Raw genomic sequence first — 11,451 nt, 5'->3', positions numbered from 1 at the left:
GCCGAACACCGGCAGCCCCGACGGCCTGCCCACCTACGCCATGATCGCCTCCGCGCTGGTCATGGCCGGCGGCGCGGCCCTCCTCATCATCCCGCGCCGCCGCCGCGACCACTCCTAGCGGCTTCGTTGACGCGATGAAGGAGCGGGGCCTCCGCTCCTTCATCGCGTCAACGGCTGGGCGGCTCTACATTCCGTCGCCGTCCCAGCGGCCGGTGGACCGGCTGCGCAGGGGGAGGCTCGACAGGATGGGGGCGGGGATCGGGTCGCCCTCCCGCCAGGGGCGTCCGGCGCCCCAGTTGTGGCGCAGCCGGTCGGTGCGCTCGTCGGCATGCTCCAGCGCGGCGGTGTCGACGCCCCAGTCCAGGTCCGCGTGGCCGTGGTCGTGACCGGCGTGATCGTGGCCGTGGCCTCCTTGGAGGCGGGCCGCGTCGAGGGCCTTGGCGATGGCGAGGACGCTCTTGTCGGTCCCTTGGCCGTGCTGGACGTAGTCGTCGTCCGCCTCGCCCTGCTCGCGCTGGTAGAGCACGGACTCCTGGAGCTCCTTCAGGTCGCGCTCGGAACGTCCCGGGGTGCCGCGGCCCAGGTCGTGCGACGCCATGGACCAGCGCATCCGGCCGCCCCCGGGGCCGTAGTTGACGGCCTCGCCGCCCCAGCGCACCCACTCGTTCTGCGTGTACCAGTTGACGAGTTCGCCGTCCGAGCGCAGGAGCCACGTCGCGCCGCCCTCCTGGGTGGTGAAGTGCCCGTGCTTCACCCGTGCGGGACGGAAGAAGTAGGTGCCCAGGTCGAGGGTGCCGAAGTTGTACTCCATGTGGCCTTGGACGGTGTACGCCTCCTCGTAGCAGGGGTGGTGCGCCAGCCGGTGGTCCGTCCAGCCCTCCTGCGCGTGCACGAGCCTGGTGTAGAAGCCGCTGACCGGGTCGACGTGCAGGTACTTGATGAACAGGCCGGGCATGGGGCCGGCCTTGGGCACCGCGTCCCAGGTCATGGCCTCGCTGTCGATGACGATGACGTCCTCGTAGGCGTCCTTCCACCGGGGCGCGTTCAGCCCGTCCACGGGGTCGAACCCAGCGTCGCCGTACTCCCGGTAGTGCAGGATGCGGGTGCCCTCGGCGAACGTGATGGCGTCGGTGGGGACGCCCTTGGGCGCGTACACGTATCCGCCCTTGCCGATCTCGCGTCCGCCGTAGGTCATCGAGCCGTCCAGCACGAAGTACTCGGTGTTGGCGTGGTGGACGCCCGGTCCGCGTCCCCAGTCGGTGTGGAAGTCCAGCCGCAGCGAGGACGATCCGTCCTCCTCGTCCACCGACAGGCGGCGCTCGCTCGCCCGGCCCTCACCGCCCGCCAGCTCGGCCGCGTGCCAGACGTAGTCGTCTTCCTGGATCAGCTCGACGTGGGGTCGCACGTGCTCGTCTCCGTTCACCGGAACTGTTTCGCTATAGGAAACATCGTTTCACTCATGCGGGCAAGGGGCCGGGCGCCTTGACCCGTCTCCCGGTGTAGGGAAACACTATTTCCCTCAGCGGAACATCGGAGGTCGCCATGGGGTTCGACGCGATCGTCGTCGGCGCCGGGCCGGGCGGGCTGGCCTGCGCGATCACGGCGGCCGGTGCCGGTGCGCGGGTGCTGGTCCTGGAGAAGGCCGCCGACATCGGCGGCGCGCTGCCGTACTCCGGCGGGCACCTGTCCGCGGGCGGCTTCTCCGCCCAGCGGGAGCGCGGCATCGCCGACGACCCCGAGCGGCACCTCGCCGACATCGTGCGGATCAGCCGGGGCACCGGCCGCGAGGACCTCACCCGGCTCTCGCTGGCGGAGCAGCCCGCCGTCCTGGAATGGCTCTTCGCGGCCGGCTACGAGATCGACCCGGCCACCCCGCGCATCGTGTACGGGCACGAGCCCTACACGACGCCGCGCACCGTCCACGCGGCCGAGACGCCGGGCGGCCCGGCGATCCTCCGGGCACTGCGCCGCCTGCTGGAGCCGCTGACCGAGGACGGGCGGATCACCGTGCGGACCGGCGTGCGCGGCACCGGGCTCGTCACCGAGGGAGGGACCGTCACCGGTGTGGCCACCGCGGACGGCCGCACCACACGCGCACCGGCCGTCGTCCTTGCCACCGGCGGTTTCGGCCACGCGCCCGACCTGTTCGCCGAACTTGAGGGGGCGCCGCTGACGACGTCGGCCGCGCCGACGTCGACCGGTGACGGCCTGCGCATGGCGCGGGGGATCGGCGCCGGGCTGCAGGGGCTCGGCCGGTACATCCCCACGTTCGGCGGGCTGCCCCCGGAGGGCGACGACCCGCGGGTGGACTGGCTGAACCGCCCGCAGCTCGTGGCGGCCGAGCGCCCGCCGTGGGAGATCTACGTGGACCGCCGCGGCCGCCGCTGGATCGCGGAGGACGAGCCGAGCATCGACCGCAAGGAACGCGTCCTGACGGGCGTGGACCGGATGACGTTCTGGATGGTCTTCGACGCCAGGGCGCTACGGGAGTCCCGTCCCATGGTGCACGGCTGGACGCCCGCCGACCTGGACGCCCGGTGCGGGCGCAGGCGCGGCCTGCACCGCGCCGCCGGCCTCGCGGAACTGGCCGAGCGCGCGGGCATCGACCCGGCCGGGCTCGCCGCGGAGGTCGCCCGGTACAACGCCGCCGTCGCCGCGGGGGCCGACACCGCGTTCGGCCGCCGGCACCTGCCCGCGCCGATCGCCGAGCCGCCGTTCTACGCCGTGGAGAACCATCCCGTCACCCTGATCACCTTCGCGGGCGTCGACGTCGACGCCCGGCTCCGGGTGCGCCGCGCCGACGGCCGCGCCGTTCCCGGCCTGTACGCGGTGGGGGAGGTCATCGGCTCGGCCGCCGTCAACGGCAACGCGTTCTGCTCGGGCATGTGCCTCACGCCCGCGCTCGCCTTCGGCCGCATCGTCGGGCGGCACCTGGCCTCAGTGCGCGAAATCGAACCCGGCGGCGCGTAGCCGCGCCGAGGACACCGGCACCTCCGGGGTTCTGATCTCGCCGCGGTAGGTCAGCTCGGGCAGGCCCTCGGCCGCGCAGATCTCCCCGAACGCCGCCGCGTTCGTCGGCGGCACCTCCGCGTCCGGGAAGGCGTTGTAGACCCCGGTCAGCCCCTCGGTGACCACGAAGTCGAGGGCGGCGGCGGCATCCCGGTAGTCGATCCGGTACAGCAGCGCCCCGGCCGCGAACGGGACGCTCCCGCCGAGCCGCTCGTGGGCGAACCGGACCCGCGCCGGGTAGTCGGTGTCGCGGGGATGGCCGTACACGTCCGGGATGCGGACCACCGCGCCGCCCGGCGTGGCCAGCACCGCCCGCTCCGCGGCGACGAAGTTGCGGGGGGAGGCGTCCGTGTCCTCGGTCGTGGGGCTGGTCTCGTCGATCAGCGTTCCGGTGCCCGCGCCGTAGACGGACGTCGAGCTGGTGAACACGACCCGCGGATGGACGGCGGCGGCGGTCCGCGCGCTCCCCGCCAGCGTGTCGGCGTATTCGGCGACCCGCTGACCGGCGTCGAAGGAGTGCGACAGCCGCGGGCTCACGGTCAGCACCACCGCGTCGGCGCCGCGCACGGCCTCGGCCAGGGCGGCCTCGTCCGAGCCGCGCAGGACGGCGGCGTCCGAGCAGACCTCGCGCACCTCACCGACCCGCCCGGGGGACGTGGTGGTCCCGATGACCACGTGCCCCCGCTCCGTCCAGCGCCGCGCGAGTTCCATCCCGACGTTCCCGCACCCGACGACCACGTACCGCACAGTGGGCCTCCCAACAGTGGGCCCGACAGCGGGCCTCGAAATGGAAACGCTGTTTCCCTACTCTGGCACATATCGTCGGCCGCCCGCAGAGGAGAACCTTCGGATGATCGCCCGTTCCTACCTGTACGTGCCGGGAAACGCGCCGGACATGCTCGCCAGGGCGCCCGGCCGCGGCGCGGACGCCCTGATCATCGACCTGGAGGACGCCGTCCCCCGGGCGGCCAAGGAGAGCGCCCGCGCGGAGGTGGCCGCCCGGCTCGGCGGGCTCGGACGCCCGGCCGGCGGCCCCCGGGTCTGGGTGCGGGTCAACCCCGGCGAGCCGGGACACCTGGACGCCCGCGCGGTGATCGGCCCGGCCGTCGCCGGGTTGTGCCTGGCCAAGGCCGACAGCGCCGACGACGTGGCCGCGCTCGGCCGGGTCATGGCCGAGGCCGAGGAGGCGGCCGGGCTGCCCGCCGGCGGCCTGCGGATCATGCCGCTGCTGGAGTCGGCCGCCGCGCTGCTGGACGCCGCGCGGATCGCCCGCGCCCCCCGGGTGGCGCGGCTGCAGCTCGGCGAGGCCGACCTGGCCGCCGACCTCGGCGTGGTCCCGGGCCCGGACGGACGCGAACTGCTCTGGGCGCGCTCGACGGTGGTCGCGGCCAGCGCCGCCGCCCGGATCGCCCCGCCCGTCGCACCCGTCAGCGTCGACATACGGGACCTGGACCTGCTGCGGGAGTCGACCCGCGCGCTCTTCCGGATGGGTTTCCTTGGCCGGGCCTGCATCCACCCGGCGCAGATCCCGGTCGTCCACGAGGTGTTCACCCCGAGCCCCGGCGCGCTCGCAGCGGCGCGGGACGTCGTGGAGCGCCACGAGCGGTCGCTGGCCGAGGGCAGCGCGGTGTCCGTGGACGACCGGGGCCGGCTGGTGGACGAGGCCGTGATCCGCTCGGCGCGCCGCGTCCTGGAACTGGGCCGATGACCCCCGCCCGTTCCGTCCCGGGCGGAGCGGCAGGCGGAGGGTCAGGGACGCACCGCGTCCCGGGCCCGGACGATCTCCGCGGCGGCGGCGCGGACCAGGCCCCGGTAGCGGTCGATCTCCTCCGGGGTGAAGCGGTGCAGCGGGCCGCACACGCTGATCGAGCCGTGCACCGCGCCGTCCGGGCCGGGCAGCGGCGCGGCGACCGAGGCGGCGTCGGGCAGCCGCTCGCCGAGGGACACCGCGGTCCCCGCCGCGGCGATCGCGGCGAGCTCGCCGCGGAGCTCGGCCGCACCGGTGACCGTGCGGGCGGTGAGGGCGGCGCGGGGGCGGGCGAGGACGGCCTCGCGCCGCTCCTCGGGCAGGAACGCGAGGATCGCCTTCCCCGACGAGCCCGCGTGCAGCGGGAACCGCCGCCCGACCTCGACGGTCATCCGGACCTCCCGCGGGCTCTCGAACTGGTCGAGATAGACCCGCTCGTCCCCGACCAGCCCGGACAGCGTGGTGGTCTCGCCCGTCTCGTCCCGCAGGCGGCGCAGCACCGGCGCGGCCGCGTCCCGGACGTTGGAGCCGCGCAGCGCGCTGACCCCGAGCGCCACGGCGGCGGAGCCGAGCCGGTAGCGGCCCGTGCCGGGGTCGTCCTCCAGCATCTCCCGCGACACCAGCGAGCGCAGGATGCGGTGCACGACGGCCTTGGAGACGCCGAGCTCGCGGCTGATCGCGCTGACGCCGAGGCTCCGCGGCCCGCCCGCGAACAGCAGCAGCACGTCGGCGACGCGCCCGGCCACCTCCGTACCGGCGTTCGGGCCGGTGTTCGCGGCGGCGTTCCGGCTGCGGTCGCTCACGGCACGATCCTAGGGACGCCTCAGCGTCCCCAGGGCACGTACCTGCCGACGGGCGGCCCGGTGACCGCGCCGCCGGAGTAGACGCGGTGGCCGCGGACGAAGGTGTCGGTCACCCTGGCCGTCATGGCGAAGCCCTCGAACGGCGTGTACTCCTGCGCGGACTCGGAGGCGGCGGCGCGGACCGTCCAGGCGGTGTCCGGGTCGACCAGGGCGATGTCGGCGTCGTACCCCTCGGCGATGGCGCCCTTGCCGGCCAGGCCGTAGCGGCGGGCCGGGTTCCAGGAGGTCAGCCGGGCGATGTGCGGCAGCGACAGGCCCCGCCCGGTGCCCTCGCCGACGAGGCCGGGCAGCAGGTACTCGGCCCCGCCGAACCCGGACCTGGCGAGGAAGACGTCGTCGCGGTCGGCGCCGAACTTCATCTCGTCGCGGCAGCAGGCGTGGTCGCTGACGACCCAGTCGACCTCGCCCGCCAGGACGTGCCGCCAGAGCGCCTCGACATCGGCGCGCTCGCGCAGCGGCGGGTTGACCTTGCCGCCGAGGCCGTGGGCGGTGTCGACGTCGGCCAGCAGGTGCCCGATGGTGACCTCGCGGCGGAAGTCGAGGTGCGGGAACGCGTCCGCCATGGTGAGGGCGGCCGACAGCGCCTTCCCGGACGACAGGTGCAGCAGGTTGATGCTCGGCAGGCCCGTCTCGTGCGCGAGGTAGGAGGCGATGGTGACCGCCAGCCCCTCCGAGTGCGGCGGGCGGGAGGCGCTGTAGGCGCGCAGGCCGGTGAGCGTCCCGTCCCGCTCGACCATGGCCGTGTAGGCGGTCATGATCTCGGCGGTCTCGCAGTGCAGCGACAGCGAGACGTGCGGGGCGTGACCGGTGAGCCGCTCGCGGGCGCGCTGGACGCCCCGCATGACGAACTCGAAGTGCGCGAGGTCGTAGCTCTCGCCCGGCGGCGTCATCAGGAAGTCGCTCTGCGAGCTGGACCGGCCGTGCAGCCCGTGGCCCCCGTAGAACATGAAGATCTTGAACGAGGTGACGCCGAACTCCTCGATGAGATGCGGGATCTCCGCGATGTGCTGGGCCGTCATCGGCGCCAGGTGGAACGCGTAGTCCACGTAGGCGTTGCCCTGCGCCGCACCGAGCACCTCCGGGAAGAACTCCCGGTAGGGCCCGCTCTTGTTGAGGTAGTACTGGCCGGTGCGCATGTACGTCAGGGAGGTGGTGACGCCGCCCTGCGCGCAGGCGCGGCTCTCGGTGCGGGTGTCGGTGGCGAGGTCGTTGTAGATGCCCCAGTGCTGGTGGGCGTCCACGACGCCGGGGAACGCGAGCAGGCCGCCGCCGTCGACCACGGTGGCCGCGTCGTCGTCCGGCAGGGCGGGCGCCACCCGGGCGATGACGCCGTCGTCGGCCGCGATGTCGAGGAGCGGGGGCGGCTCCCCGTCCGGCGCCTCGGGGCGGACCACCCGGACGTTCTTGATCAGCAGTTCGGTCGTCGCCATCGTCGCCTCTCCCGTCCGGGGATATCGCGAATTGTTCCGCTGAGAGGAACAACCATCCGCCGCTCCAGCCTGCCGCCCCTGTCTTCTGAGGTCAATGGCCGCGCTTCACTTGACCTGAATCGGCTCGTCCTGTCAGTTTGAAACGAGTTGCTCGTTCCTCTCATCGGAACGAAGCGAGGGAAGGTGGTGGGGGATGACCGACGCCCTGTCCGGGGTCCGCGTGCTCGACGCGGCCACGCTGTTCGCGGGTCCGCTCGCCGCCACGCTGCTCGCCGACTACGGGGCCGAGGTCATCAAGATCGAGCATCCGAGAGGCGACCCCGTGCGCGGCCACGGCGCCCAGCGCGACGGCGTCGGCCTGTGGTGGAAGATGCTGGGCCGCGGCAAGAAGGCCGTCACCCTGTACCTGGGCTCCCCCGAGGGGCAGGAGCTGTTCCGGCGGATGGCGGCCGACGCCGACGTCGTCATCGAGAACTTCCGGCCCGGCACCCTGGAACGCTGGGGACTCGGCTACGCCGAACTCCACGCGATCAACCCGCGGCTGGTGCTGGCGCGCGTCACCGGGTTCGGGCAGACCGGGCCCTACGCCGGCCGTCCCGGATTCGGCACGCTCGCCGAGGCGATGAGCGGCTTCGCGGCGATCACCGGGGAGCCGGACGGGCCGCCGACCCTGCCGCCGTTCGGCCTGGCGGACGGGATCGCCGCGCTGGCCACCGCGTACGCCGTGCTGACGGCGCTGCGGGCGCGGGAGGCCACCGGCACCGGGCAGGTGGTCGACCTGGCCATCATCGAGCCGATCCTGACGCTGCTCGGCCCGCAGATCATCGCCTACGACCAGCTCGGCGAACTGCAGCGCCGCACCGGCAACCGGTCCCACAACAACGCGCCGCGCAACATCTACCGGACCCGGGACGGGGGCTGGGTCGCGGTCTCCACCAGCGCCCAGTCGATCGCGGAGCGGGTGCTGCGGCTGGTCGGCCGGCCCGACCTGATCGACGAGCCGTGGTTCGCGACCGGCGCGGACCGCGCCCGGCACGCCGACGAGCTGGACGAGGCCGTCGGCTCGTGGATCGCCGCCCGCGACCGCGCCGAGGTCGTCGCGGCGTTCGCGGAGGCGCAGGCCGCCGTCGCGCCCGTGTACACCGCCGCGGACGTGCTCGACGACCCGCAGTACGCGGCGCTCGGCACGATCGCGACCGTCCCGGACGACGAGCTCGGCCCCGTCCGGATGCAGAACGTCCTGTTCCGCCTGTCGCGGACCCCGGGCCGGATCGCGTGGGCCGGGCCGCCGCTCGGCGCGCACACCGCCGAGATCCTCGCCCGGTACGGGGCGGACGAGGCGGCACAGGCGGTCCTGCGCGCCAAGGGGGTGATCCGGTGACCGCCCGCCCGACCGACCCGCTGCTCACCGCGATCGCCGGCGGGGTACGGCTCATCGAGCTGGGCCATCCGTTCTTCACCGGCATGCCCTGCTCGCCCAACCACCCGGGCTTCCGGATGACGCTGATCCGGCGGCACGGCGACATGAAGCGCCTGGACGGCGGCTCGGCCGCCAACGAGATCATCGTGACCGGCGGCCACGTCGGCACCCACATCGACGCGCTGTCGCACGTCAGCCACGACGGGCTGCTGCACGGCGGGGTGGACGCGGCCGAGGCGCAGCTCGGCGGCGCGTTCACCGTGCACGGCGCCGAGCATCTGCCGGGCCTGCTGCGGCGCGGTGTCCTGCTGGACGTCGCCGCCGTCCACGGCGCCGACACGCTGCCGCCCGGATACGGCGTGACCGCCGCCGACCTGGAACGCGCCGCCGAGCGCGCGGGCGCCGAACCCGGCGCGGGCGAGGTCGCCCTGATCCGCACCGGCTGGGCCCGCCTCTTCGGCGACGCCACCGCCTACCTCGGCCGGGAGAGCGGCGTCCCCGGCGCGACCGCCGAGGCCGCACTGTGGCTCGCCGACCGCGGAGTCGTCGCGACCGGCGCCGACACGACCGCCTACGAGCGGATCCGGCCCGGCGCCGGGCACGCCGTCCTGCCCGTGCACCGGGTCCTGCTGGTCGAATCGGGGATCTTCATCATCGAGCACCTGAACCTGGAGGAACTCGCCGAGGCGGGGCTGCACGAGTTCGCGTTCCTGCTGGCGCCGCTGCGGATCAGGGGCGGTACCGGCTCGCCCGTCCGCCCCCTCGCGGCGGTGACGGCGTGACCTCCCTCCGGGCGACCCCCGTCCAGCGGCTCGCCGCCCTCGCCGACCGGGTCCGGCGGGAGGGCCTGCCGCCCGGACTGCGCGCCGACGCCGCGCGCCGCGTCCTGGACGTGCTGGGCAACAGCCTCGCCGCCACCGCGCAGCCCCCGGCCCGCGCCGTCGGCGAGCTCGTCGCCGAATGGGGCGGCGCGGGGCGGGCCACCGCGATCGGCACCGGCACCCGCCTGCCCGAACCGAGCGCGGCCCTGCTGAACGGAACGCTCGCGCACTCCCTCGACTTCGACGACACGCACCTGCCGTCCGTGCTGCACCCGTCCGCGTCCGTCATACCCGCCGCGCTCGCGGTGGCGGAAGCGCGCGGCGCCTCCGGGGCGGCCCTGCTGGACGCCGCCGGCGTCGGCGTGGAGATCACCGTCCGGCTCGGCATGGCCGGCTACGACCGGGAGCTCGGCAACTCGGTGTTCTTCGAGCGCGGCCAGCACGCGACCGCGATCTGCGGCGCGCTCGGCGCGGCGGCCGCCGCCGCGATGCTGTCCGGCCTGGACGCCGGCGGCATCGCCGACGCGCTCGGCATCGCCGCCAGCATGGGCTCGGGAATCCTGGAGGCCAACCGGACCGGCGGCACCGTCAAGCGCATCCACTGCGGCTGGGCCGCGCACGCGGGCGTCACCGCCGCCGGGCTCGCACGCACGGGAATCACCGGGCCGCCGACCGTCCTGGAGGGCCGCTTCGGGCTGCTCCAGGCGTTCTGCGGCGACCGGGCCGACCCCGGCGCGCTCACCGACCGGCTCGGCGAGCACTGGGAACTGCCCGGCGTCTTCTTCAAGCCGTACCCGTGCAACCACTTCACCCACGCCGGGATCGACGCCGCCCTCCGGCTCCGCGGGCGCGGCCTGGACCCGGCCGACATCGCGGACATCGAGCTGGGCGCACCCACACCCGTCCTGCGCACCATCGGCGAGCCCGCCGAGGACAAGATCCGGCCCGAGTCGGGGTACCACGCGGCGTTCTCCGGCCCGTACACCGTCGCGGCGGCGCTGCTGGGCGGCGGCGGGCTCGGGGTGTTCCACGAGGACTTCACCGACGCGGCCGCCGCCGACCCCGGCCGGCTCGCGCTGGCGGCGAAGGTCCGCTGCGTCCCCGACGCCCGCTGCGACGCGATCTTCCCGCACGGCTTCCCGGCCGTCCTGCGGGTGCGGACCCGCGGCGGCGGCCTGCTGGAGGAACGCGTGGACACCAACCGGGGCGGCCCCGGCAACCCGCTGTCACCCGGCGAACTGGCCACCAAGTTCCACCTGAACGCCACCCGCCGCGTGACCCCGGGCAAGGCCGCCCGGATCACCGAACTGGCCTACGACCTCGCAGCCCTGGACGAGCTGGGCGCACTGACGTCCCTGCTGCACTGACGCGACGTCAGGTCCAGAAGACCGCCACGCCGACGTTGACGAGGGCCAGGGCTCCGATGGTCATGAAGACCGGCGTGCTGAGGGGGCGGCGGCGGCCGAGGATGATGAGGACGAGCGCGGCCAGCACCACCCCGAGCTTGACGGTGATCTTGACGTTGTTCACCTCCTCGTCCAGGGCGCCCTGGAGCACCCCGACCAGGGCGACACCGGTCACGAGCTGGGTGAGCGCGCCGTGCAGCATGGCGGTCCCGGGACGGGCCGGGCCGGACCGCGCCGCGGGGAGCTGGGCGAGGAAGCCGCCGATGAGGACCGCGAGGCCGACGAAGTGGAAGAACAGCAGCAGATGTCGGACGAACTCCAAGGGGGACCTCCGGGAGGGAGAGCGGCGAAACGGCCGAATACTACAATTTGTAGTACTAGCACAGACCCGTTTCCGCCGCCTATGCCGATGCGCCGGAGCGGCGGGTGCGGGCGAGGGCCAGCGCGCCGAGGATCGTGGCGATCAGCCCCAGGATGACGGCGACGACCGCTCCGCCGAGGCCGTTGCCGGAGCCGACGCCGTCGTCGGCGGTGGCGGCGACCAGCACGCCGAGCACGATGCCGGTCAGCCCGGCCGCCAGCGCGGCGACGGCCCCGTTCCGCCCCCCGGCGCGACGAGCCAGCGCCCGCCCACCGATGATCACGCCGGTCAGCCCCGTGAGCCCGGCCACGGAGGACCCGAGCCGTCCGGCGCCCATGGTGTAGGCGTCGATGAAGGCGAGTGCGTACTGGATGGACATGTCGTGCTCCTTCGG

Annotated in this window: 11 protein-coding genes; 5 read left to right on the top strand and 6 right to left on the bottom strand. The window is 74.4% G+C overall.

Features of this window, described 5'->3' with window-relative positions:
• Window positions 1-184: 184 nt before the first annotated feature.
• Window positions 185-1,405 (bottom strand): DUF4437 domain-containing protein, encoded by a 1,221-nt coding sequence (locus tag E1289_RS05890; RefSeq protein ID WP_165970360.1) that lies wholly within the window; start codon window positions 1,403-1,405, stop codon window positions 185-187.
• Window positions 1,406-1,542: 137 nt separating this feature from the next.
• Here E1289_RS05890 and E1289_RS05885 point away from each other — a divergent pair, with 137 nt between their 5' ends.
• Entirely contained in the window at window positions 1,543-2,970 is a 1,428-nt protein-coding gene (locus E1289_RS05885; protein WP_131976086.1) for an FAD-dependent oxidoreductase, read from the top strand.
• Here the strand turns inward: E1289_RS05885 and E1289_RS05880 are convergent.
• Window positions 2,938-3,756: an NAD-dependent epimerase/dehydratase family protein gene (locus tag E1289_RS05880; RefSeq protein ID WP_131976084.1), complete on the bottom strand. Its 819-nt coding sequence runs from the start codon at window positions 3,754-3,756 to the stop codon at window positions 2,938-2,940. The two genes, E1289_RS05885 and E1289_RS05880, sit on opposite strands and share 33 nt — an antisense overlap.
• Before the next feature lie 103 nt (window positions 3,757-3,859).
• On the opposite strand from E1289_RS05880, the gene E1289_RS05875 reads away from it, so the two are divergent.
• The gene (locus E1289_RS05875) at window positions 3,860-4,717 is read left to right on the top strand and encodes a CoA ester lyase (RefSeq protein ID WP_131976082.1); all 858 of its coding nucleotides are present in this window, start codon (window positions 3,860-3,862) and stop codon (window positions 4,715-4,717) included.
• Between the two features lie 41 nt (window positions 4,718-4,758).
• Here the strand turns inward: E1289_RS05875 and E1289_RS05870 are convergent, their stop codons facing one another.
• Window positions 4,759-5,559 carry an IclR family transcriptional regulator gene (locus tag E1289_RS05870; RefSeq protein WP_131976080.1) on the bottom strand — a complete coding sequence of 267 codons (801 nt, stop codon included), beginning with the start codon at window positions 5,557-5,559 and terminating at the stop codon, window positions 4,759-4,761.
• 20 nt (window positions 5,560-5,579) lie between these two features.
• Window positions 5,580-7,049 (bottom strand): dihydroorotase family protein, encoded by a 1,470-nt coding sequence (locus tag E1289_RS05865; protein ID WP_131976078.1) that lies wholly within the window; start codon window positions 7,047-7,049, stop codon window positions 5,580-5,582.
• Between the two features lie 193 nt (window positions 7,050-7,242).
• Here E1289_RS05865 and E1289_RS05860 point away from each other — a divergent pair, with 193 nt between their 5' ends.
• Genes E1289_RS05860 through E1289_RS05850 form a run of 3 tightly spaced genes read left to right on the top strand, consistent with a single transcriptional unit; the run spans window position 7,243 to window position 10,657 of the window.
• The gene (locus tag E1289_RS05860) at window positions 7,243-8,430 is read left to right on the top strand and encodes a CoA transferase (RefSeq protein WP_131976076.1); all 1,188 of its coding nucleotides are present in this window, start codon (window positions 7,243-7,245) and stop codon (window positions 8,428-8,430) included.
• Window positions 8,427-9,251, top strand: a complete 825-nt coding sequence (locus E1289_RS05855) for a cyclase family protein (RefSeq protein WP_131976074.1) — start codon at window positions 8,427-8,429, stop codon at window positions 9,249-9,251. Before E1289_RS05860 ends, E1289_RS05855 begins: the two co-directional genes overlap by 4 nt.
• Window positions 9,248-10,657: an MmgE/PrpD family protein gene (locus E1289_RS05850; protein ID WP_131976072.1), complete on the top strand. Its 1,410-nt coding sequence runs from the start codon at window positions 9,248-9,250 to the stop codon at window positions 10,655-10,657. The genes E1289_RS05855 and E1289_RS05850 overlap by 4 nt, the downstream gene beginning before the upstream one ends.
• 7 nt (window positions 10,658-10,664) lie before the next feature.
• On the opposite strand, the gene E1289_RS05845 is transcribed toward E1289_RS05850, so the two are convergent.
• On the bottom strand, window positions 10,665-11,018 hold the full coding sequence (locus E1289_RS05845; protein ID WP_131976070.1) for a hypothetical protein: 354 nt from the start codon (window positions 11,016-11,018) through the stop codon (window positions 10,665-10,667).
• A gap of 79 nt (window positions 11,019-11,097) precedes the next feature.
• Window positions 11,098-11,436, bottom strand: coding sequence for a DUF6223 family protein (locus E1289_RS05840; protein ID WP_131976068.1), 339 nt, complete (start codon window positions 11,434-11,436; stop codon window positions 11,098-11,100).
• Between the last annotated feature and the right edge of the window lie 15 nt (window positions 11,437-11,451).

The organism is Actinomadura sp. 6K520, assembly GCF_004349245.1.
GTDB lineage: Bacteria > Actinomycetota > Actinomycetes > Streptosporangiales > Streptosporangiaceae > Spirillospora.
The sequence above is the reverse complement of the archived record's forward strand: the minus strand, read 5'-3'. Positions and strand labels throughout refer to the sequence as shown.

Bases quoted from the DNA above. Each gene is read 5' to 3' on its own strand.
- E1289_RS05885 (WP_131976086.1), top strand. From the start codon at position 1,543: ATGGGGTTCGACGCGATCGTCGTCGGCGCCGGGCCGGGCGGGCTGGCC.
- E1289_RS05865 (WP_131976078.1), bottom strand. From the start codon at position 7,049: ATGGCGACGACCGAACTGCTGATCAAGAACGTCCGGGTGGTCCGCCCC.
- E1289_RS05860 (WP_131976076.1), top strand. From the start codon at position 7,243: ATGACCGACGCCCTGTCCGGGGTCCGCGTGCTCGACGCGGCCACGCTG.
- E1289_RS05875 (WP_131976082.1), top strand. From the start codon at position 3,860: ATGATCGCCCGTTCCTACCTGTACGTGCCGGGAAACGCGCCGGACATG.
- E1289_RS05840 (WP_131976068.1), bottom strand. From the start codon at position 11,436: ATGTCCATCCAGTACGCACTCGCCTTCATCGACGCCTACACCATGGGC.